Raw genomic sequence first — 21,277 nt, 5'->3', positions numbered from 1 at the left:
TCCGTACCTGTAAGGGACGTACCCGTCAGCGGACGTGCGGCGAGCGGGACTGGCAGGCCGTACACGACAAGGGCCCGGCGCATCGGCGCCGGGCCCTTCGTGTCTTCTAGGCCGGATTGCCCGTCGAGACGGTCAGTTCGATGGTGCCCGGGTCCTTCGGGTCGACCTCCGTGTCCGGGGAGGGGAACTGGTCCAGGACGGTGCCGTCTCCCCAGGTGTTGTCGTTCTGGGGGGTGGTCTTGTACTTCCAGTGCCCGGCCTGGAGGCACTTCTTCACGGAGTCGATGTCCTTGTACCGGAAGTCCGGCAGCAGGACCTTCTTCTCGTCGTTGTAGGACTCCGTCGGGTCCGTGCACTTGGCCGGGTCGATCACCCGGGTCCTGTCCGGCGCGCGGTAGCCCGACGGGTGGGAGGACGCCGAGGCGCTCGCGCCGCCGCTGCCGCCCTTGTCGTCGCTGCCGTTGTTGTTCAGCGCGAGCGCCACGACCAGGGCGACGACCGCGACGAGTGACACCGCGACCGAGCCGATGATCACGGGCTTGTTGCTCCTGCCCCCGCCGGAGTGCGGGGCGGACGGCTGCGCCGAGATGACGTACGGCGGCGGGGTCGACGCGGCCTGCGGAGCCTGCGGGCCGTAGCCCACGGGCGGGGGCGTCTGGTAGCCGCTCTGCCCGCCCTGCTGCGGGTAGCCGTAGCCCGGCGCCGGTGTCTGCGGCGCGCCGTACGGGCCCGGCTGGTACGGCGTCTGCACCGGGCCGGGGGCCGCCTGGGCGCTCCGGTCGACCGGCGGGAACACCGCCGAGCCGACGCCCGCGCCGCTCTGCGTCGGCCCGGCACCGGGCACGATGCTCGGCGCGGCCGCCTGAAGGGACGCGGCGATGCGCAGGCACTCGTCGCGCATGGCCTCCGCGCTCGGGAACCGCTCGTTCGGGTTCTTCTTCAGCGCGCGGGCGACGAGCGCGTCCACCGCGGGCGGCAGCGCGCGGTTGATCGAGGAGGGCGTGACCGGCTCCTCCTGCACGTGCGCGTACGCGATCGCCAGCGGCGAGTCCGCGTCGAACGGCAGCCGCCCGGTGACCAGCTGGAACAGCATGATGCCGACCGAGTACAGATCGGAACGGGCGTCCACGGAGCGGCCGAGGGCCTGCTCGGGCGAGAGGTACTGCGGGGTGCCGACGACCATGCCGGTCTGCGTCATCGACGTCACACCGGACTGCATGGCGCGGGCGATGCCGAAGTCCATGACCTTGACCACGCCGCGCTTGGTCACCATCACGTTGCCCGGCTTGATGTCGCGGTGGACCAGCCCCATCTCGTGGCTGATCTCCAGCGCGGCCAGCACGTCGGCGGTGACCTTCAGCGCCCTGCCGGCGGGCATCGCGCCGTACTGCCGGATGTCCTCCGCGAGGACCGAGCCCAGCGGGCGGCCCTCGACGTACTCCATGACGATGTACGGCGTGGTCATGCCGCCCAGATCGTCCTCGCCGGTGTCGAAGACGGAGACGATGTTGGTGTGCGTGAGCTTGGCCACGGCCTGGGCCTCGCGGCGGAAGCGCTCGCGGAACGCCTGTTCCCGGCCGAGTTCCGTGTGCAGCGTCTTGATCGCCACCTGGCGGTCGAGCACGGCGTCGTAGGCCAGGTGCACCGAGGCCATGCCGCCCTCGCCGAGCAGGTCCCGCAGCTGGTAGCGTCCGCCGGCCAGGGCCTGTCCCGTGTACCGGCCGTGTGCGCCGTCCTGGCTCATCTCTCCGCGTCCCCCATCGGCCGTCCGGCGCTTTCGCTCTTCGCACGGGCCTTGATCGAATGTGTCATTCCCGGCCAAGTCTGCCGGAGGGTCCCGGCACGTCAAGCGCGGTGCCCGTTCCGTGACCGTACGCGCAAGAAGCGTCGCGCAAGCGTTACAGGGGGCGTACGGCCGGCACACAGAATTTGCACGACAGCGCGTGCTACAGGTTTGATGGCCGGTCCGGCTTCGGCCGGTCCCGGTTCCGGTTCCGGACCGGTGGTTCGCGCGGAGGCTGTAGCGTGGCGGACGGAGACCGTGACAACACCGCGCGCACCGCGGGCAGAAACGACGGCGAGGACTGATGGCACAGACGCAGCGCGCCCAGGGCCCGTCCGACCCCGAGGCGAGTGGCGGCGGCATGTCGGACGCGCCGGAGACGTGGGGCAACGGAGGGCTCGTCGGCGACGGCCGGTACCGGCTGACCCACCGGCTGGGCCGGGGCGGCATGGCCGAGGTGTTCGCGGCCGAGGACGTCCGTCTCGGCCGTACCGTCGCGGTGAAGCTGCTGCGTGCGGACCTCGCCGAGGACCCGGTCTCCAAGGCCCGCTTCACGCGCGAGGCGCAGTCCGTGGCCGGCCTCAACCACCACGCGATCGTCGCCGTGTACGACTCCGGTGAGGACTTCGTCGGCGGCCAGTCCGTGCCGTACATCGTGATGGAGCTGGTCGAGGGCCGGACGATCCGCGACCTGCTGATGAACGCGGAGGCGCCCGGCCCCGAGCAGGCGCTGATCATCGTCTCCGGGGTGCTGGACGCGCTCGCCTACTCGCACCAGCACGGCATCGTGCACCGCGACATCAAGCCCGCCAACGTGATCATCACGAACAGCGGCGCCGTGAAGGTGATGGACTTCGGCATCGCGCGCGCCCTGCACGGCGCGTCGACGACGATGACGCAGACCGGCATGGTCATGGGCACGCCGCAGTACCTCTCCCCGGAGCAGGCGCTCGGCAAGGCCGTGGACCACCGCTCCGACCTGTACGCGACCGGCTGCCTGCTGTACGAACTGCTCGCGCTGCGGCCCCCGTTCACCGGCGAGACCCCGCTGTCGGTGGTCTACCAGCACGTCCAGGACATCCCGACCCCGCCCTCGGAGGTCTCCGAGGGCTGCCCGCCGGAGCTGGACGGCCTGGTGATGCGCTCGCTCGCCAAGGAGCCGGACGACCGGTTCCAGACGGCCGAGGAGATGCGCGGTCTGGTCCAGTACGGCCTGCAGATGCTGTACGAGCAGGGCGGGCACACCGGCACCTGGAACACCGGGCCGGTGGAGGCGCACGACGGCCGGCACACCCCGGCGGGCGGCTTCGCGCGGACGACCGCGATGCAGCACCCGGGCGACTTCGGCTCCGGCACCGCGCAGATCCCGCAGCCGATCCTGCCGCAGGGCTACGGGAGCGGCGACGACGGCGGCTTCGAGGGGCACGGCAACAAGGGCGGCGGTCGCGGCAAGCTGTGGCTCCTGGCCGTCCTCGCGGTCGTCGCGATCGCGGCGGGTGTCGCGCTGGCCCTGAACCACAACACCGGCGGCCAGGGCACGGGCACCGACACCAAGCCGCCGGCGACGCACTCGCAGGCCCCGAAGGACCACTCGGACACCCCGTCCCCGACGGACGACACCACCGACCAGCCCACGGGCAGCACCACCGACGACGGCTCGGGCTCGACCTCGGGCGGCTCCGACTACACGCCGTCGGACCCGCAGACGTCGCAGTCGCAGTCCACGGGCCCGACCGACGAGCCCACGGACCCGCAGACCTCTCCGTCGCAGACCACCGGCAGCACCACGAACGGCGGCACCGACACCGGTACGGCCAACGGCGGCACGGACACGGGTACGGCCAACGGCGGCACGGACACGGGCACGACCAACGGCGGCACGGACAGCGGTACGACCAGCGGTGCCACCGACGGCGGAACCACGGCGGACGGCGGCGCGGACACCGGCACGACCGGTTGAGGAACGCCCGCCGGGGCTGCCACCGGGGCTGCCCCGCGGGCGCGCGCGAGGATCAGCCGGTGAACGCCTGGCACACCGCGTCGTACTCGCGCGTCCACCACACGGCGAGCGCCGACGCGGCTGGGAACTGGCAGTCCGCGCGCGTGTCGCCTTTTTCGTAGTGCCAGCGCAGCATCCAGAAGTCGTTCAGCCGCTCCCACCACACCCGGTGCACGGCCGCCGCCAGCTCCGCGGGCGTGGCGTCGGCCGCACGCCGGTACGCGCGCGCGTAGGCGCGTACTTTGGGCAGGTCGAGGGTGCCTCCGGGCCGTACGAAGAAGATCGCGGCGGCGCGTACGGCCTCCTCGGCGCGGGGCTGCACGCCGAGCCGGTCCCAGTCGACGATGGCCGCCGGGGTGTCGTGCTTGTAGAGCACGTTGAACGGGTGGAAGTCGCCGTGCACCCAGCCCACCGAGCCGCCGGGCGGCGGCCGCCGGTCCGCGTGCTGCTCCAGGAGGGCGCGGCGTTCCAGCAGCCGGTGCCGCGCCAGCTCGTCGAAGGCGTCGGCGGGGCGGTGCCGGCGCACATGGGCGAGCAGGTCGTCGATGAGCGCGTAGGTGTCGGCGGGATCGGCGCTCTCCACGGGGTGGGGGCTTGTGGCGGGACGCGTGCGCCCCTTGGGCGGCATCACCCGCTCCAGACAGGCGTGCACGGCGCCCAGGACGGCGCCCAGGCGGGCACTCTCCCCGCGCGTGAGCTGTCCGCCGTGGAGGTGCCTGCCGTCGATCCAGGGGTGCAGCGCGTAGGCGTGGCCGCCGACGACGGCGACCGTGCGGCCCTCGCGGTGCGCGAGCGGCACGGCGACCGGGACGCCGAGGTCGGCCAGGCGCTGGGTGGCGCGGTGCCGGCGCTCGATGGCCGCGGGGTCCGCGGTGTCGGGGTCGAAGTGGTGCTTGAGGAAGTAGCGGCCGCGCGTGGTGCACAGCCGGTAGCCGCGGTTCAGCAGTCCCTGGTCGACCGGCTCGCAGGTGAGGGCCGTACCGGCGGCGTAGAGACGCAGCAAGGCGCCCAGAGGGGGCGCGTGGGGTACGAGGGGTGGTACACATGAGCGCGGCACGCCGCAGATCGTAGGGCACGAAAAGCGGCTTTGAGCTGGGCGTTGTCACAGGAAGTCGCCGTCGATCGCATTCGGTCACGCCATGGTCCGGGGCGTGCGTTCCCCGCGCATTCCGATCATGATTCCCTCTCCGGTGGCGGTGCGTCGTTCGGGAAAGGCCCGGTGACTTCCCGCAGCCGCAAAGGGCGCTGTGCTTTTCCGTCCCCTCACCCGCATGGCCGGCGCCGGAGAATGACCGGACATGTCCTGCCTTGGGTGCGCGATCGGTCTCACACACAGCTCTTCCCGTGAGCTGGGTCAGCGATATAACGTGCGCTTTGCTCCGGCCTTTCGCAAGGCTGTGACCAGCGCGCTTCCACCCCTCCTCGATTTACTTGGAAATCCAAGCAAAATCGCAGGTCAGGTGGGGTTTCACAGAAATGTGGAGCTGTGGGTAACGTGATGGTTGCAGGGCGCTCGCCGGGGCACCTGTCACGCCTGTTCCCGGCCGAGTGGCACCCACCCCGTGCCCGGTGGTCGGAACAGGTGAGCCGCACTGGCCTACCGGCAACCCCGGGGGCCGGAACGACGGAGGAGCACACGTGACCGTGGACAGCAGTGCCGCGCGCAAGCCGCGACGCAGCGCCGCAGGCAAAGCCGGCACCACCGGCAGCAAGGCCGGCACGACCGGCACCAAGTCCGGAGCCACCGGCACCAAGCGCACCCCCCGCGCCACCGCCGCGAAGAGCACCGAGCCCGAGCTCGTCCAGCTGCTGACGCCCGAGGGCGAGCGGGTCGAGAACGCCGAGTACGACGCCTACGTCGCCGGCATCACCCCCGAAGACCTGCGCGGTCTGTACCGCGACATGGTGCTCACCCGCCGCTTCGACGCCGAGGCCACCGCCCTGCAGCGCCAGGGCGAGCTGGGCCTGTGGGCCTCCCTGCTGGGCCAGGAGGCCGCCCAGATCGGCTCCGGGCGGGCGCTGCGCGACGACGACTACGTCTTCCCGACCTACCGGGAGCACGGCGTCGCCTGGTGCCGCGGGGTCGACCCGACCAACCTGCTCGGCATGTTCCGCGGCGTGAACAACGGCGGCTGGGACCCCAACAGCAACAACTTCCACCTGTACACGATCGTCATCGGCTCCCAGACGCTGCACGCCACCGGCTACGCGATGGGCGTCGCCAAGGACGGCGCGGACAGCGCGGTGATCGCCTACTTCGGCGACGGCGCGAGCAGCCAGGGCGACGTGGCCGAATCGTTCACCTTCTCCGCGGTCTACAACGCCCCCGTGGTGTTCTTCTGCCAGAACAACCAGTGGGCGATCTCCGAGCCGACCGAGAAGCAGAGCCGGGTGCCGCTCTACCAGCGCGCCCAGGGCTTCGGCTTCCCCGGCGTGCGCGTGGACGGCAACGACGTGCTGGCCTGCCTCGCGGTCACCAAGTGGGCGCTGGAGCGCGCCCGCAGCGGCGAGGGCCCCACCCTCGTCGAGGCGTACACCTACCGCATGGGTGCCCACACCACCTCCGACGACCCCACCCGCTACCGCGGCGACGACGAGCGCCTCGCCTGGGAGGCGAAGGACCCGCTGCTGCGCCTTCGCCGGTACCTGGAGGCCTCAAACCACGCGGACGAGGGGTTCTTCGCGGAACTCGAGGCCGAGTCCGAGGCGTTGGGCAAACGAGTGCGCGAAGCGGTCCGCGCCATGCCCGACCCGGACCACTTCGCCATCTTCGAGAACGTGTACGCGGACGGGCACGCGCTCGTCGACGAGGAGCGAGCGCAGTTCGCCGCCTACCAGGCGTCGTTCGCGGACGCAGAAGGGGGTCACTGAGATGGCCGAGAAGATGGCGATGGCCAAGGCCATCAACGAGTCGCTGCGCCGCGCCCTGGAGACCGACCCCAAGGTCCTGATCATGGGTGAGGACGTCGGCAAGCTCGGCGGTGTGTTCCGTGTGACGGACGGCCTGCAGAAGGACTTCGGCGACAGCCGCGTCATCGACACCCCGCTGGCGGAGTCCGGCATCGTCGGCACCGCGATCGGCCTCGCCCTGCGCGGCTACCGCCCGGTGGTGGAGATCCAGTTCGACGGCTTCGTCTTCCCGGCCTACGACCAGATCGTCACCCAGCTCGCGAAGATGCACGCGCGCTCGCTGGGCAAGGTCAAGCTCCCGGTCGTCGTCCGCATCCCCTACGGCGGCGGCATCGGCGCGGTCGAGCACCACTCGGAGTCCCCCGAGGCCCTGTTCGCGCACGTGGCGGGCCTGAAGGTCGTCTCGCCGTCGAACGCGTCGGACGCGTACTGGATGATGCAGCAGGCCATCCAGAGCGACGACCCGGTGATCTACTTCGAGCCGAAGCGCCGGTACTGGGACAAGGCCGAGGTGGATGCCGAGGCGATCCCCGCCCCGCTGCACAAGGCGCAGGTCGTCCGCGAGGGCACCGACCTCACCCTGGTGGCGTACGGCCCGATGGTGAAGCTGTGCCAGGAGGTGGCCGACGCGGCCGCCGAGGAGGGCAGGTCCCTGGAGGTCCTGGACCTGCGCTCGGTGTCCCCGCTGGACTTCGACACCGTCCAGGCCTCCGTCGAGAAGACCCGCCGCCTGGTCGTGGTCCACGAGGCCCCGGTGTTCCTCGGCTCCGGCGCGGAGATCGCCGCCCGGATCACCGAGCGGTGCTTCTACCACCTGGAGGCGCCGGTCCTGCGGGTGGGCGGTTACCACGCCCCCTATCCGCCGGCCCGCCTGGAGGAGGAGTACCTGCCGGACCTGGACCGCGTGCTCGACGCCGTCGACCGCTCGCTGGCGTACTGAGGGAGAAGGTCGTGACGACGATGACGGAAGCGTCCGTACGCGAGTTCAAGATGCCGGACGTCGGCGAGGGACTCACCGAGGCCGAGATCCTCAAGTGGTACGTCCAGCCGGGTGACACCGTCACCGACGGCCAGGTGGTGTGCGAGGTGGAGACCGCCAAGGCGGCGGTGGAACTGCCCATCCCCTACGACGGCGTGGTCCGCGCCCTCCACTTCCCCGAGGGCACCACGGTCGACGTGGGCACGCCCATCATCGCGGTGGACGTGGCGGGCGGTACGGCGGCCGAGGCGCCGGCGCAGCAGCCGCAGCCCGCCGCCGAGGAGGCCGAGGCCAAGCCGGAGGGCCGCCAGCCGGTGCTCGTCGGCTACGGCGTGTCCACCTCCGCCACCAAGCGGCGCCCCCGCAAGGGCCCCGAGGTGAGCGTCCCGGCGCCGGCCCAGGCGATCCAGGCCGAGCTGAACGGCCACCCGCCGGTCGCCGAGAAGCCCCGCCCGCTGGCCAAGCCGCCGGTGCGCAAGCTGGCCAAGGACCTCGGCGTCGACCTGACGACGGTCACCCCGTCCGGCCCGGACGGCATCATCACGCGCGAGGACGTCCACGCGGCGGCGGCACCGCGGCCCGCCGAGCAGCCGGCCCCCGCCGCAGCGGCCCCGGTCGCCGCACCGGTGACCCAGGCGCCGATGGCCTCGTACGACGGCGCGCGCGAGACCCGCATCCCGGTCAAGGGCGTCCGCAAGGCGACGGCGGCGGCGATGGTCGGCTCGGCGTTCACGGCGCCGCACGTCACGGAGTTCGTGACGGTCGACGTGACCCGCACGATGAAGCTGGTCGAGGAGCTGAAGCAGGACAAGGAGATGCAGGGCCTGCGGGTCAACCCGCTGCTGCTGATCGCCAAGGCTCTGCTGGTCGCGATCAAGCGCAACCCGGAGATCAACGCGTCCTGGGACGAGGCCAACCAGGAGATCGTCCAGAAGCACTACGTCAACCTGGGCATCGCGGCGGCCACTCCGCGAGGCCTGATCGTGCCGAACATCAAGGACGCGCACGACAAGACGCTCCCGCAGCTGGCCGCCGCGCTCGGCGAGCTGGTGGCGACGGCCCGCGAGGGCAAGACGTCCCCCGCCGCGATGCAGGGCGGCACGGTCACCATCACCAACGTCGGCGTCTTCGGCGTCGACACCGGCACGCCGATCCTCAACCCCGGCGAGTCGGCGATCCTCGCGGTCGGCGCGATCAAGCTCCAGCCGTGGGTCCACAAGGGCAAGGTCAAGCCGCGCCAGGTCACCACACTGGCGCTGAGCTTCGACCACCGCCTGGTGGACGGTGAACTGGGCTCGAAGGTGCTGGCCGACGTGGCGGCGATTCTGGAACAGCCGAAGAGGCTGATCACCTGGGCCTGACGGCCCGGACAGCCCGGAAGCGCGGGCGGTCGCAACCTCGACGTGCGGCCGCCCCCTTCTGCTCGCCCCTCGGGCAGGCGACCGGCCGTCTGGCCGGGCACCTTGTCCGGCGGTGATCACAACTGCCGTAATCTGACGGCATGGTGACGGGGGAGAAGGCCGGCCGGCGGCATGCGAAGCCGCAGGCGGTGGGTGGCGTCGGGCGGGCCTCGGTGCTCATGGCCGGCGGGACCGTCGTGTCGCGGGCCAGTGGGCTGGTGCGGCAGGTGCTGCAAGGGGCCGCGCTCGGGACGGGCCTGCTCGCAAGCACGTACAACACGGCCAACACCGTGCCGACCAGCCTGTACACCCTGCTGATCGGCGGCGCGCTGAACGCCGTGCTGGTTCCGCAGCTGGTACGCGCGCGTGCCTCGCACGCCGATGGCGGGCGGGCGTACGAGCAGCGGCTCGTCACCCTCGTCGTCACTGTGCTGGCCGTCGGGACCGCGCTCGCCGTGTGGGCGGCGCCTGAGATCGTGAGCCTGTACATACGGGACACGCCCAAGACGCACGCGGCGTACCGGCTGACGGTCGTCTTCGCACGGTTCCTGCTTCCACAGATCTTCTTCTACGGGCTCTTCGCCATCTACGGCCAAGTGCTCAACGCCCGCGAGAGGTTCGGCGCCATGATGTGGACGCCGGTGCTCAACAACGTCGTGCTCGTGGCGATGTTCGGCGCGTATCTCAGGATGATGACCGTGCCCAGCTCCGTCGCCGACGTCACCGACGCCCAGGTGCGCTGGCTCGGCGCCGGGACGACGCTGGGCATCGCCGTGCAGGCCCTCGCGCTCGTCCCGTTCGCCCGTGCCGCCGGCTTCCGGTTCCGGCCCCGGTTCGACTGGCGCGGTGCCGGACTCGGTTCCGGGATCCACGCGGCCAAGTGGACGCTGCTGTTCGTGCTGACCAACCTGGTCGCCCTCACCGCCGTCACCAACTACGCCAACGCCGCCGACCAGCAACTGCCGAAGGCGGGCGTCGGGTACACGGCGTACAGCTACGCGCAGACCATCTGGATGCTGCCGCAGTCCGTCGTCACCGTCTCGCTCTCACCGCCCTGCTGCCGCGTATGAGCAAGGCCGCAGCGGAAGGGCGTATCTCCGATCTGCGCGCCGACCTGTCCCGGGCGCTGCGGGTCAGCGGGGTGGTGATCGTGCCGGCCGCCTTCCTCTTCACCGCGCTCGGGCCCAACATCGCCGTCCTCCTCTTCGCGCACGGCGCCGCCGACCCCGCCACGGCCCAGCCCCTGGGGCACATGCTCCAGGCCTTCGGGCTCGGGCTGATCCCGTTCTCGGCGCAGTATCTGCTGCTGCGCGGCTTCTACGCCTTCGAGGACACCCGCACGCCGTTCTTCATGGCCGTGTGGATCGGCGTCGTCAACATCGCGCTCGCCACCGCCTGCCATCTGCTGCTGCCGGCGCGCTGGGCGGTCACCGGCATGGCCGGCGCCTACACCGTCTCCTACGTCGCCGGGCTCCTCCTCACCGCCCGCCTGCTGGCCCGTCGCACCGGCGGCCGGCTCGACGACGGCACCCTGCGCGGCACCTACGCCCGGCTGCTGGGCGCCGGAGGCGTCGCGGCGGTGGCGGGCTGGGCGGCGGCGCGGGCCTGTGCCGGGGTGGCGGGGCACGGCACCGTGGAGGCGGTGCTGACGACCGTCACCGGCTCACTGGTACTCGGGCTCGTCTATGCGGTGGCCGGCAGAGCGCTGGGGATCGGCGAGCTTCGACGACTTCCGGGGCTGCGCTGACCTGGGCATCCCGCATACCGGGTACGGACCGTCCCTGACACCGTGTCAGGGGCCGGTCGGGGTGGCGTCAGGGGCGTCACGGATGGTGACGGAGTGGCCGCGGCGGCACGCTGGTGCCATGACGAAATCCGTTGCCGCTCGCCCCGGTTCCCCTTGGGTATCTCCGACTTCCTCCCCCGCCCGCCGTGTCGCCGCCGTCGCGGGCGCCGCCGTCCTCGCCGGCACGGCGGCGGTGTGGGCGTCCGGTGCCGCCCATGCCGCGCCCCGCCCGCCGAGTGCGGTCGCGACCGTGTTCGGTGACTGCCCGCCGCTGCCCGACGGCGTCGACCCGGCGCGATGGAGATGCGAAGTGCACACGGCCGCCCCGCGGTTGACCCTGGGCGACGTCACGGTGAGCCTCGCCCCGATCACCATGACGCACGCCGAGGGCCCGATGCCGGACGGCGGCAAGGGCCAGGTGTGGGGCGCAATGCACAGCTCCCCCACCGCCATACCGGGGGGCCTGACGGGCACCCCGGCGGGGGACCGCGCGGCCGTGCTGGGCCTCGCGATACAGCCGGAGTACGGCGGCCGGTCCGACTTCTACACCGGGCAGCTCAGCCTCCGGTTCCGGCTCACCGGCCCGCTGCTGCCGCGCGGTTGCACCATAGGTGCCCACGCACCGGTCGACTTCCGGCTGAAGCGCTCCGGACCCTCCACCTGGGTCTCGCAGGACCCTCCGGTGATCGAGTTCTCGGCCTACGACGACACGTTCACCGTCCCGGCCGCCGGACAGTGCGGGCCGCTCACCGGGCCCCTGAACCGACGCCTCGGCCTGCCGGCGGCCGAAGGCAACCTGCTGTCCTACGACGCCTCGTACACGTTCAAGACCTACGACCAGCTGTCCCCCGCGAGGTGACGGCCGCGCACGCGGACGGGCCCGCACACGCGGACGGGCCCGCCCATGCGGGCAGGCCCGCCCATGCGAACGGGCCCGCCGTTTGCGCGGCGAGCCCGTCGGTGCCTCAGGTGTGTCAGCCGAGCTTGGCGAAGCCGTAGTTCATGATCTTCTTCGCATCCGACTCCCGGTTCGGGATGGAGGTGGAGGCGAGGACGGTGCCGATGACGGTCTTGCCGTTGCGGGTGGCGGCGAAGACCAGGCAGTAGCCGGCCTCCGGGCCGGAGCCCGTCTTCACGCCGATGGTGCCGCTGTAGCTGCTGAGCAGCCCGTTGGTGTTGGTCCACGGGGCCATCGTGCGGGTGCTGCCGGTCTTGGTGATCGTCTTCGCGGTGTACGACTTGGTCTTGACGATCGCGCGGAACGTGGAGTTCTTCATCGCGCTGCTGGCGATCTTCGTCAGGTCGCGCGGAGTCGAGTAGTTGTTGCCGTTGCCGATGCCGTCGAACGAGTCGAAGTGGGTGTTCTTCAGACCGAGGTTCTTCGCGGCGGTGTTCATCTTGCCGATGAAGCTGCTCACGCGCGCGGCGCGGGTGGAGCCGGAGCCGTAGGTGTCGGCGAGCGCGTAGGCGGCGTCGCAGCCGGACGGGAGCATCAGGCCGTACAGCAGCTGGCGGACGGTGACCTTGTCGCCGACGATCAGGTGGGCCTGGGAGGCGTTGTTCTTGACGACGTAGTCGCTGTACGCCTTCTGGATCGTCACCTTCTTGTCGAGGTTGAGGTTCGACTGCGCGAGCACGACCTTGGCGGTCATGATCTTGGTGGTGGACCCGGTGGAGCGGCGGGTGTCTGCCGCCTTGGTGAACAGCGTCGTACCGCTCGCGTTGTTCATCGCGTAGCCGCCCTTGGCGATGATCGAGGGCGTGGTGACGGCCTGAGCGGGAGCTGCGGTGAGGGCGCCGGTCGCGAACAGCGCGCCGGAGGTGACGGCGACGGCGGCGGCTCTGCGGATGCTGGTGCTGCGGGTGCCCTTAATGCCGGTAATCAAAGTGATGTACCCCGATAGTCGTGAATGCCCCTGGAGTGCGGCCGAGTTGAGGTGGCGAGAGCAAGAGGCCGCATGTGTGAGACACGTAAGTAGCACAGAAGGTTGCGCGGATGCTGCATGAGATCTTCGTCGCACGGGGCGTCGGGCCCGGTGCCTCGTCCGGATGGTGGACGGCCCTGCCTCATGAGTACGTGTTGTATCTATCCTGTGGACATGAAGACGGCCGTAGAGCAGCCGGCCCGCCGGCACGACAAGCCCCCGCCCGCCGCCGACCGCGTGTACGCCCATGTCAAGCAGGGCGTGCTCGACCGTCGCTACGAGGGCGGCACCCTTCTCACGGAGGGCGAGCTGGCCGAGGCCGTCGGCGTGTCCCGTACGCCCGTGCGCGAGGCCCTGCTGCGGCTGGAGGTCGAGGGCCTGATCCGGCTGTACCCGAAGAAGGGCGCCCTGGTCCTGCCGGTCTCCGCGCAGGAGATCGCGGACGTGGTGGAGACCCGCCAGCTGGTCGAGGAGCACGCCGCCCGCAAGGCCGTACCCGCCCCGCCCGCGCTGCTCGATCGGCTGGCCGAGCTGCTGGAGCAGCAGAAGGCGCAGGCCGCCGCCGGTGACCTGGCCGGGGCCGCGGTGACCGACCGCTGCTTCCACGCCGAGATCGTGCGCAGCGGCGGCAACGAGATCCTGTCCCGGCTCTACGACCAGCTGCGCGACCGGCAGCTGCGGATGGGAGTCGCCGTGATGCACTCCCACCCCGACCGGATCGCCAAGACGCTCGCCGAGCACGAGGAGATCCTGCGGGCGCTGCGCGCCGGGGACGCGGAGGCGGCCGTGGAGGTCGTGCACCGGCATGTGACCTGGTTCGAGCACCTCGCGCGGGGTGAGGTCCGATGAGCGCCCCGGCACGGAACCTCACCCTTCCGGGGGATCCGCCGGGCGGCCGACGCGCCGTCACCGTGTGGTGCACGGGCGTCGCCGTCTACTTCGTCGCCGTCATCTTCCGTACGTCGCTGGGGGTCGCGGGACTGGACGCGGCGGACCGCTTCCATGTGAACGCCTCCGCCCTGTCGACGTTCTCCATCCTCCAGCTGCTGGTCTACGCCGGCATGCAGATACCCGTCGGCCTGCTCGTCGACCGGCTCGGCACCAAGAAGGTGCTGAGCATCGGGGCGGTGCTGTTCACGGCCGGGCAGCTGGGCTTCGCCTTCTCCCCGTCCTACGGCACCGCGCTCGCCTCACGTGCGCTGCTGGGCTGCGGTGACGCGATGACCTTCATCAGCGTGCTGCGGCTCGGCACCCGCTGGTTCCCGGCCCGGCGCGGACCGCTGGTCGCGCAGCTGGCTGGGCTCGTCGGCATGGCGGGCAACCTGGTCTCCACGCTGGTCATCGCCCGGCTGCTGCACGGCATCGGCTGGACCGCGGCGTTCGCCGGCAGCGCGTTCGCGGGTGTCGTCGTCCTCGTGCTGACGCTGCTGTTCCTCAAGGACCACCCCGAGGGGTACGAGCCGGAGCCCGTCGCGCAACAGGGCGCGGCCTACGTCCGCCGGCAGATCGCGGCGGCCTGGCGGGAGCCGGGGACACGGCTCGGGATGTGGGTGCACTTCACCACGCAGTTCCCGGCCATGGTGTTCCTGCTGCTGTGGGGAATGCCGTTCCTGGTGCAGGCTCAGGGGCTCAGCCGGGCCACGGCCGGTGACCTGCTGACGCTGGTCGTGCTGTCCAACATGGTGATCGGTCTGGTCTACGGCCAGATCGTCGCCCGGCACCATGCCGCGCGGTTGCCGCTGGCGTTGGGGACGGTGGGGGCGTCGGCGACGCTGTGGGCTGCGACGCTGGCGTATCCCGGGGCGCACGCACCGATGTGGCTGCTGGTCGTGCTCTGCACGGTGCTGGGGGCGTGCGGGCCGGCCTCGATGATCGGGTTCGACTTCGCCCGGCCGGCGAATCCGCCGGAGCGGCAGGGGACGGCGTCGGGGATCACCAACATGGGTGGTTTCGTCGCCTCGATGACGACGCTGTTCGCGATCGGGGTTCTGCTGGACGCCACGGGGGACGACTACGGCGTCGCGTTCTCGGCGGTGTTCGTGTTGCAGGCGCTCGGGGTGTCGCAGATCCTGCGGCTGCGGGGGCGGGCGGCTCGGCGCGAGCGCGAGCGGCTGGTGGCGAGCCGGGTGGAGACGGTGCACGCGCCCGCGGCCTAGCCGAGGCCGACGCGCTCCACCCAGGCATCCCCGTTCCCGGTTGCTCGAGAAGCCGCCCGGCCTTCCCGGCTCCCCGCTCGCGACGTGCGCGGTACCCCTACGGCGTCACCGTGAAGTTCGCCAGGATCGCTGCCGTCAGGGCCGGGTCGCCCTCGGCCTTGATCCGGTCGGCGACCGCCTCCGGGGTGACGCGGCCGCAGGCGAGGCGGACGTACGTCTCCCAGTCGAGGGTGAGGGTGGCGGCGGGGCCGAGGGCCGGGGTGGTTTCCAGGGTGCCGCGGCCCTGGATGTCGACGCGGACCGTACGCAGGAACTCCACCGGGCCGTGCACGTCGAAGACGATGGCCGAGCTGCGCGGCGCGTCCGCGTCCTTCGCGACGACCTTGGGGAGCGCGTCCAGGAGGACGTCGCGAGTCACGTACGCACCCGGGGAGTCCAGGTTGCCGGGGCGGCCGAGGGCCGTGCGCAGGTCCTGCTCGTGCACCCACACGTCGAAGGCGCGCATGCGGTAGGCCTGTTCCAGCGTGATGTCCTTGCCCAGCGGGCCGCGCACCATCGTGCCGGGGTCACGGGACTCGTTGCGCAGCTGCCGGTTGCGGCGGATGACCGTGTACTCCAGCTCGGACGTCATCTCCGGCGCCGTGTGGTGGCGGCGGACGTCGACCTGCATCTCCATGTACCGCTGGTGCTCGGTGGTGACGTGGAAGAGGTCGCGGGGCAGGGAGTGGATCGGGCGCGGGTCGCCGAGCATCTCGCAGTCCATGCCGATGACGTGCGACACGATGTCCCGGACCGACCAGCCCGGGCAGGGGGTCCGCCGGTTCCACTCGCCCTCGACGAGCGGCTGCACCATCTCGGATATCGCTTCGATGGAGTGCGTCCAGGCGTCGGCGTAGGGCTGGAGGGTGGGATGCAGACTCACGGAACGGGACCCCTCGGCGGTCGGTACACGGGCAGGTTGTGGCGGCGGTGCCAGCGGGCGGTGGCTGCACTTCGGCGGGTGTCTGGGAGGCTAAGTTACGCTCCCCGCAGGCACCCCGGCAGTGCTTTCGTGTGACGATCGTAGGCCGGTGTGGACGACTCGAATGCCAGGACGGTGGTAGTGTGCGCGCCTCGCTGATCCAGATCGCTGTGAACGAGGACGAATCGGTCGACTCCAGGCGGCAGCGGGTGGCCGCACTGGTCCGGGAACAGGCAGGCGCCGACCTCGTCGTCCTGCCCGAGCTGTGGACCACCGGGGCCTTCGCCTACGAGGAGTTCGGCCGCGAGGCCGAGCCGCTGGAGGGGCCGACGTACGAGGCGATGGCCAAGGCCGCGAGTGACGCGGGCGTGTGGCTGCACGCGGGGTCGATTCCGGAGCGTGACCCTGACGGGCCCCTCTACAACACCTCTCTCGTCTTCTCCCCCTCCGGTGAACTGGCCGCCGCCTACCGCAAGATCCACCGCTTCGGTTTCGACAAGGGCGAGGCCGTCCTGATGGGCGCCGGGCGGGACCAGGTGACGGTCCGGCTGCCCGGGACCACGCTCGGCGTGGCCACCTGCTACGACCTCCGTTTCCCCGAACTCTTCCGTGCCCTGGTCGACGCCGGCGCCGAGACCCTGGTGATCCCGGCGGGCTGGCCCGAGCGGCGCCGGGCGCACTGGACGCTGCTGGCTCAGGCGCGGGCGGTGGAGAACCAGGCGTTCGTGCTCGCGTGTGGAACGGCCGGGACCCACGCGGGAGTTCCCCAGGCGGGTCACTCGATCGTGGTGGATCCCTGGGGTGAGGTGCTCGCCGAGGCGGGCCAGGACGAGGAGATCCTCACCGTCGACTTCGACCCCGCGAAGGTGGCCACCACCCGCGAGCAGTTCCCGGCGCTGAAGGACCGCGTCCTGGGCCTGGAACCACCGCGCCGCTAGCGGTCAACCGGCTAGCGGTCAACTGGTCGGCGGGCGACCGGTCGGCCCGAGCCGCGCGGTCTCATCGCGGCCGGTCGGCCTGGACCCCCGGCGGCGCCAGCGGGCGACCCTGGCGGCGTTAGCGGGCGACCGGTGTGCGTGGAGCGCTGTGACGCCGGTCGGCGACCGCTGGCCTGGAGCGCCCGCAGCCTCAGCGGGCGACCGGTCGGCCCTGAGCCCCCGCGGTCTCAGCGTGACCGGTCGGCCTGAGCCCCCCGGGGCCCGGAACCCCCGCGGTGCCAGCCGGCGGGTCGGTGTGGTCAGTCGGTTTCCCGTTCCTTCTGGGCCAGGTGGATCACGCACACCGCCACCGCGACCAGCAGGGCCGGGTCGGCGTCCTCGCGGACGATGTCGATCCCGTAGGTGTCCCGGAGGGTGAGCCAGCGGCGGGAGATCACGGCCAGCAGCTCGCCGTCGTACTCGATGGCGAATTCGTGGTCGAGGATCTTGCCGCTGACGTCCAGCTCGGTGCCGTCGACCAGCGACACCCGGTAGTGGTGGCGCAGCAGGGACAGCCGTTTGCGCCTGATGGTCGCCAGGCCCTCGCCGTCCCGCTCGATCACCATCGTGTCGCGCAGCGCGAACATCTTCTGGTGGATGTCGATGAGGACGCGCCCGTGGGCGTCCTTCAGCTGGAAGGTGTCCCGCAGCCGCATGGCCTTGCCGTCGACGAGGAAGACCTTGCGGCCGTGCTCGTCCTCGATCCAGTAGTCGTCGCCGATGCCGAGCAGCCGGTCGTGTACGAGGAGTCTCATGCGGGTACCGTTCCCCGCCGCGCGTTGATCGTCACGGCGCCACCTGCCCGAAACGCCTCCGGTACGCCGACGGGCTGAGCCCCGTCTCCCGGCGCAGCCGCGCCCGCAGGTTGGCCGCCGTACCCAGGCCGCTGCGGGCCGCGACGACGTCCAGGCGCTCCTCGCCCCGCTCGATCAGCCGGCAGGCCAGTGCCACCCGCTCCCCGGTGAGCCAGGCCAGCGGGGTCGTGCCCAGCTGGGCGCGGAAGCGGCGGTGCAGGGTGGCGGTGCTGACGGCCGCGCGGGCGGCGAGGTCCGCCACCGTCAGCGGCTCGCCCAGCCGTTCCTGCGCCCAGGCCAGCAGCGGGCCGAGCGACTCGTCGGGCACGTCGGGCACCGGCCGTTCCACGAACTGCCGCTGGCCGCCGTCGCGGTGGGCGGCGAAGACGAGGCGCCGGGAGACGGCGTTGGCGAGTTCGGCGCCGTGGTCGCGGCGCCAGATGTGCAGCCCCAGGTCGAGGGCGGCCGCGCTGCCCGCGGCGGTGAGGATGTCGCCCTCGTCGACGAAGAGCACGTCCGGCTCCAGCAGCACCTTGGGATGCAGGTCCCGGAAGGTGTCCGCCCACATCCAGTGGGTGGTGGCCCGGCGTCCGTCCAGCAGCCCGGCCTCGGCGAGGGCGAAACTGCCCGTGCAGAAGCTGACGATGCGCGCCCCGCGCGCGTGCGTGCGCCGGATGGCGTCCAGGACGTCGGCGCCGCGCGGCACGACGTTGTCGGGGCGTCCCGGTACGACCAGGGTGTCGGCGTCGTCCACCGCCTCCAGGCCGGGTACGCCGGCCAGCGTGAAGAAGCCGTGGTTCATCCGGGTCGATGGGCCGGGCGCGCACAGCGTGACGGCGTACAGCGGCCCCTGCCGGCCCAGTTCGGGCCGGGGCAGCCCGAACAGCTCCGTGGCGACGCCGACCTCGAAGGGGTTGGTGCCGGCGTCCACGATCACGACGACCCGGTGCGGAGGCGGCTGGTCGGGGCGCGCCGGCTGAGAGGATCCTTGCGGCATATGCGATTCCTAGCACTCGTACGGCGGCAGGGGAACCCGCACGATGAGCCCATGGAACTCAAGGAACCCAAGGAACCCGTGTCCCTGGACAAGGCGCTCGCCTCCTTCGACGAGTGCTGGAGCCCGCGCATCGTCGCCACCGTCAACGACTACGACGTCCGGATCGCCAAGTTCGAGGGCGAGCACGTCTGGCACGTGCACGAGGACACCGACGAGTTCTTCCTGGTCCTCGACGGCGAGGTGCACCTGGGCCTGCGCGAGCAGGACGGAGCGCGCACGGTGGTCCTGACCAGGGGATCGGTGTTCACCGTACCGCGCGGCACCTACCACAAGCCGTCCGCTCCCCGCCGCGCCGAAGTCCTCCTCTTCGAGCCCACCGGCACCCTCTCGGTCGGCGACCGCCACGAGGACGTGCCCGATCACGTGGACGTGACCACGGGACACGCGCTGACTTGACCGACCGACCCGCACGGAATGCTTCCCCAGCCCCTGCGGTTGGATGGGGGTATGGCTTCACGTGTACGCGTCCGTGCCCCCGAGCTGGCCGGCAAGGGCGGCTGGCTGAACACCGGAGGCAGGGGTCTCTCCCTGGCCGGTCTGCGGGGACGCATCGTCGTCCTGGACTTCTGGACCTTCTGCTGCATCAACTGCCTGCACGTCCTGGACGAGCTGCGGGAGCTGGAGGAGAAGCACCGGGACACGGTGGTGATCATCGGGGTGCACTCGCCGAAGTTCGTGCACGAGGCCGAGCACCAGGCGGTGGTGGACGCGGTGGAGCGCTACGGCGTGGAGCACCCGGTGCTGGACGACCCGGAGCTCGCCACGTGGAAGCAGTACGCGGTGCGCGCCTGGCCGACTCTGGTGGTGATCGACCCGGAGGGGTACGTGGTCGCGCAGCACGCGGGCGAGGGGCACGCGCACGCCATCGAGCGGCTGGTCGAGGAGCTGGAGGCGGAGCACGGGGAGAAGGGCACGCTGCGGCGCGGGGACGGGCCGTACGTGCCGCCGGAGCCGCAGCCCACCACCCTGCGTTTCCCGGGCAAGGCGCTGCTGCTGCCGTCGGGCAACCTCCTGGTCAGCGACACCACCCGGCACCAGCTGGTGGAGCTGGCGGAGGACGGCGAGACGGTCGTACGGCGCATCGGCTCCGGCTCGCGCGGGTTCGCCGACGGCGGCCCGGCAGACGCCTCCTTCAACGAGCCGCAGGGGCTCGCCCTGCTGGAGGACGGCGCGGTGGTGGTGGCCGACACCGTCAACCACGCCCTGCGCCGCCTCGACCCGGACTCCGGCGAGGTGACCACCCTGGCGGGCACCGGGCGGCAGTGGTGGCAGGGGTCCCCCGCCTCCGGGCCGGCCCGCGAGGTCGACCTGTCCTCGCCGTGGGACGTGGCGGTGTTCGCCGGCAAGGTGTGGATCGCGATGGCGGGCGTGCACCAGCTGTGGACGTACGACCCCGAGGCGGGCACGGTCGGCGTGGCGGCCGGCACGACCAACGAGGGTCTGGTGGACGGGCCCGGCGCCGAGGCCTGGTTCGCCCAGCCCTCCGGTCTCGCGGCCACCGCCGAGCGGCTGTGGCTGGCCGACTCCGAGACGAGCGCGCTGCGCTGGGTGGACCCGGACGGACACGTCCACACCGCGGTCGGCACCGGGCTGTTCGACTTCGGGCACCGGGACGGCCCCGCCGGGCAGGCCCTGTTCCAGCATCCGCTGGGTGTGACGGTCCTCCCCGACGGCTCGGTGGCGGTCGCCGACACCTACAACCACGCCCTGCGCCGCTACGACCCGGCGACCGGTGAGGTCACGACCCTGGCCACGGATCTGCGCGAGCCCAGCGACGCCGTGCTCGTCGGCGAGGACATCGTGGTGGTGGAGTCGGCCCGGCACCGGCTGACCCGGCTGCGGCTGCCGGAGGAGGCGGTGCGGGTGGAGGCGGTCGCCCACCGCACCCGGCGGGCGGCGACCGAGGTCGCGCCCGGCAGACTCCGGCTGGACGTCGTCTTCCAGGCCCCGCCCGGCCAGAAACTGGACACCCGGTACGGCCCCTCCACCCGCCTGCTGGTCTCCTCCACCCCGCCCGGGCTGCTGCTCGAGGGCGAGGGCGCAGGCACGGACCTCTCCCGCGACCTGGAGCTGAACCCGGAGGTCGCCGAGGGCGTCCTGCACGTCTCGGCCATGGCGGCGAGCTGCGACGACGACCCGGCCAACGACTACCCCGCCTGCCACGTCCACCAGCAGGACTGGGGCGTCCCGGTCCGTCTCACCGACGGCGGCGCGGACCGCCTGCCCCTCGTCCTGGCCGGGATGGACGAGCAGTAGGCAGGCAGGCGGTGCGTCACACGCCGTAGCCGTCGCTGTAGCCGTCGACGTGGTGGTGATGGTGGTGCGGTTCCTCCTCGACCACCGGCGTCGGCGGCATCACGACCCGGCGGCGGCGGGCGATGCCGCTGAAGGTCGCGACGCCGATCAGACCCACGGCCATCAGGATCACGCCCACGACGGTCACGTTGACGCCGTGCATGTGCCAGTCGGTCGCGAACGTGAGGATGGCCCCCACGGCGATGAGGATGATGCACCCTCCGAGCCCCATGAGAAGTCGCCTCCCCTTTCGGT

17 protein-coding genes and 1 pseudogene are annotated in these 21,277 nt (G+C 71.7%); 11 read left to right on the top strand and 7 right to left on the bottom strand.

From position 1 onward, the window contains the following. Positions 1 to 106: 106 nt before the first annotated feature. On the bottom strand, positions 107 to 1,744 hold the full coding sequence (locus ACGFZN_RS09560; RefSeq protein WP_393857907.1) for a protein kinase: 1,638 nt from the start codon (positions 1,742 to 1,744) through the stop codon (positions 107 to 109). Positions 1,745 to 2,087: 343 nt separating this feature from the next. On the opposite strand from ACGFZN_RS09560, the gene ACGFZN_RS09555 reads away from it, so the two are divergent. After that, a complete protein-coding gene (locus ACGFZN_RS09555) occupies positions 2,088 to 3,743 on the top strand; it encodes a protein kinase (protein ID WP_393857906.1) in 1,656 nt (551 codons plus the stop codon). A gap of 52 nt (positions 3,744 to 3,795) precedes the next feature. On the opposite strand, the gene ACGFZN_RS09550 is transcribed toward ACGFZN_RS09555, so the two are convergent. Then, positions 3,796 to 4,794, bottom strand: a complete 999-nt coding sequence (locus ACGFZN_RS09550; RefSeq protein ID WP_393858112.1) for a phosphotransferase — start codon at positions 4,792 to 4,794, stop codon at positions 3,796 to 3,798. 626 nt (positions 4,795 to 5,420) lie between these two features. Between ACGFZN_RS09550 and pdhA the strand changes: the two genes are divergently transcribed. The 5 genes and pseudogenes from pdhA (at position 5,421) to ACGFZN_RS09525 (ending at position 11,716) form a co-directional block, all read left to right on the top strand. Beyond that, a complete protein-coding gene (gene pdhA, locus ACGFZN_RS09545) occupies positions 5,421 to 6,653 on the top strand; it encodes a pyruvate dehydrogenase (acetyl-transferring) E1 component subunit alpha (RefSeq protein WP_393857905.1) in 1,233 nt (410 codons plus the stop codon). 1 nt (position 6,654) lies between these two features. Further along, positions 6,655 to 7,632 carry an alpha-ketoacid dehydrogenase subunit beta gene (locus tag ACGFZN_RS09540; protein ID WP_393857904.1) on the top strand — a complete coding sequence of 326 codons (978 nt, stop codon included), beginning with the start codon at positions 6,655 to 6,657 and terminating at the stop codon, positions 7,630 to 7,632. Positions 7,633 to 7,643: 11 nt separating this feature from the next. Beyond that, positions 7,644 to 9,032 (top strand): dihydrolipoamide acetyltransferase family protein, encoded by a 1,389-nt coding sequence (locus ACGFZN_RS09535; RefSeq protein ID WP_393857903.1) that lies wholly within the window; start codon positions 7,644 to 7,646, stop codon positions 9,030 to 9,032. 140 nt (positions 9,033 to 9,172) lie between these two features. After that, positions 9,173 to 10,818: pseudogene (gene murJ / locus ACGFZN_RS09530) on the top strand (murein biosynthesis integral membrane protein MurJ). Between the two features lie 118 nt (positions 10,819 to 10,936). Then, entirely contained in the window at positions 10,937 to 11,716 is a 780-nt protein-coding gene (locus tag ACGFZN_RS09525; RefSeq protein ID WP_393857902.1) for a hypothetical protein, read from the top strand. A gap of 115 nt (positions 11,717 to 11,831) precedes the next feature. Here ACGFZN_RS09525 and ACGFZN_RS09520 read toward each other — a convergent pair whose 3' ends face one another. Then, positions 11,832 to 12,743, bottom strand: a complete 912-nt coding sequence (locus ACGFZN_RS09520) for a D-alanyl-D-alanine carboxypeptidase family protein (RefSeq protein WP_393857901.1) — start codon at positions 12,741 to 12,743, stop codon at positions 11,832 to 11,834. Positions 12,744 to 12,956: 213 nt separating this feature from the next. On the opposite strand from ACGFZN_RS09520, the gene ACGFZN_RS09515 reads away from it, so the two are divergent. Next, complete coding sequence (locus tag ACGFZN_RS09515; RefSeq protein WP_393857900.1) at positions 12,957 to 13,631, top strand: GntR family transcriptional regulator; 675 nt, start codon at positions 12,957 to 12,959, stop codon at positions 13,629 to 13,631. Then, positions 13,628 to 14,938, top strand: a complete 1,311-nt coding sequence (locus ACGFZN_RS09510) for a nitrate/nitrite transporter (RefSeq protein WP_393857899.1) — start codon at positions 13,628 to 13,630, stop codon at positions 14,936 to 14,938. The genes ACGFZN_RS09515 and ACGFZN_RS09510 overlap by 4 nt, the downstream gene beginning before the upstream one ends. A gap of 97 nt (positions 14,939 to 15,035) precedes the next feature. On the opposite strand, the gene ACGFZN_RS09505 is transcribed toward ACGFZN_RS09510, so the two are convergent. Further along, on the bottom strand, positions 15,036 to 15,860 hold the full coding sequence (locus ACGFZN_RS09505) for a maleylpyruvate isomerase family mycothiol-dependent enzyme (protein WP_393857898.1): 825 nt from the start codon (positions 15,858 to 15,860) through the stop codon (positions 15,036 to 15,038). 182 nt (positions 15,861 to 16,042) lie between these two features. Here ACGFZN_RS09505 and ACGFZN_RS09500 point away from each other — a divergent pair, with 182 nt between their 5' ends. Continuing rightward, on the top strand, positions 16,043 to 16,837 hold the full coding sequence (locus tag ACGFZN_RS09500; RefSeq protein WP_393857897.1) for a carbon-nitrogen family hydrolase: 795 nt from the start codon (positions 16,043 to 16,045) through the stop codon (positions 16,835 to 16,837). Between the two features lie 299 nt (positions 16,838 to 17,136). Here ACGFZN_RS09500 and ACGFZN_RS09495 read toward each other — a convergent pair whose 3' ends face one another. After that, positions 17,137 to 17,631, bottom strand: a complete 495-nt coding sequence (locus tag ACGFZN_RS09495; RefSeq protein WP_393857896.1) for an LURP-one-related/scramblase family protein — start codon at positions 17,629 to 17,631, stop codon at positions 17,137 to 17,139. Positions 17,632 to 17,662: 31 nt separating this feature from the next. Continuing rightward, positions 17,663 to 18,667 carry a helix-turn-helix domain-containing protein gene (locus ACGFZN_RS09490; RefSeq protein ID WP_393857895.1) on the bottom strand — a complete coding sequence of 335 codons (1,005 nt, stop codon included), beginning with the start codon at positions 18,665 to 18,667 and terminating at the stop codon, positions 17,663 to 17,665. Between the two features lie 51 nt (positions 18,668 to 18,718). Here ACGFZN_RS09490 and ACGFZN_RS09485 point away from each other — a divergent pair, with 51 nt between their 5' ends. Together ACGFZN_RS09485 and ACGFZN_RS09480 are read left to right on the top strand one after the other, a co-directional pair. Next, positions 18,719 to 19,123 (top strand): cupin domain-containing protein, encoded by a 405-nt coding sequence (locus ACGFZN_RS09485; RefSeq protein WP_393857894.1) that lies wholly within the window; start codon positions 18,719 to 18,721, stop codon positions 19,121 to 19,123. A gap of 51 nt (positions 19,124 to 19,174) precedes the next feature. Beyond that, positions 19,175 to 20,983: an NHL domain-containing thioredoxin family protein gene (locus tag ACGFZN_RS09480; protein WP_393857893.1), complete on the top strand. Its 1,809-nt coding sequence runs from the start codon at positions 19,175 to 19,177 to the stop codon at positions 20,981 to 20,983. Positions 20,984 to 20,999: 16 nt separating this feature from the next. Here the strand turns inward: ACGFZN_RS09480 and ACGFZN_RS09475 are convergent, their stop codons facing one another. Then, positions 21,000 to 21,254: a hypothetical protein gene (locus tag ACGFZN_RS09475; protein WP_360153039.1), complete on the bottom strand. Its 255-nt coding sequence runs from the start codon at positions 21,252 to 21,254 to the stop codon at positions 21,000 to 21,002. Positions 21,255 to 21,277 lie beyond the last annotated feature (23 nt).

Origin of the sequence: Streptomyces sp. NPDC048192, assembly GCF_043202415.1 — a bacterium.
In the GTDB taxonomy this organism is placed as follows: Bacteria; Actinomycetota; Actinomycetes; order Streptomycetales; family Streptomycetaceae; genus Streptomyces.
This window is presented reverse-complemented; position numbering and strand designations above follow the sequence as displayed.

Excerpts from the sequence above, each read along its gene's own strand:
- ACGFZN_RS09560 (WP_393857907.1), bottom strand. The coding sequence starts at position 1,744 with ATGAGCCAGGACGGCGCACACGGCCGGTACACGGGACAGGCCCTGGCC.
- ACGFZN_RS09555 (WP_393857906.1), top strand. The coding sequence starts at position 2,088 with ATGGCACAGACGCAGCGCGCCCAGGGCCCGTCCGACCCCGAGGCGAGT.
- ACGFZN_RS09540 (WP_393857904.1), top strand. The coding sequence starts at position 6,655 with ATGGCCGAGAAGATGGCGATGGCCAAGGCCATCAACGAGTCGCTGCGC.
- ACGFZN_RS09525 (WP_393857902.1), top strand. The coding sequence starts at position 10,937 with ATGACGAAATCCGTTGCCGCTCGCCCCGGTTCCCCTTGGGTATCTCCG.
- ACGFZN_RS09515 (WP_393857900.1), top strand. The coding sequence starts at position 12,957 with ATGAAGACGGCCGTAGAGCAGCCGGCCCGCCGGCACGACAAGCCCCCG.
- ACGFZN_RS09510 (WP_393857899.1), top strand. The coding sequence starts at position 13,628 with ATGAGCGCCCCGGCACGGAACCTCACCCTTCCGGGGGATCCGCCGGGC.
- ACGFZN_RS09495 (WP_393857896.1), bottom strand. The coding sequence starts at position 17,631 with ATGAGACTCCTCGTACACGACCGGCTGCTCGGCATCGGCGACGACTAC.
- ACGFZN_RS09490 (WP_393857895.1), bottom strand. The coding sequence starts at position 18,667 with ATGCCGCAAGGATCCTCTCAGCCGGCGCGCCCCGACCAGCCGCCTCCG.
- ACGFZN_RS09485 (WP_393857894.1), top strand. The coding sequence starts at position 18,719 with ATGGAACTCAAGGAACCCAAGGAACCCGTGTCCCTGGACAAGGCGCTC.
- ACGFZN_RS09480 (WP_393857893.1), top strand. The coding sequence starts at position 19,175 with ATGGCTTCACGTGTACGCGTCCGTGCCCCCGAGCTGGCCGGCAAGGGC.
- ACGFZN_RS09475 (WP_360153039.1), bottom strand. The coding sequence starts at position 21,254 with ATGGGGCTCGGAGGGTGCATCATCCTCATCGCCGTGGGGGCCATCCTC.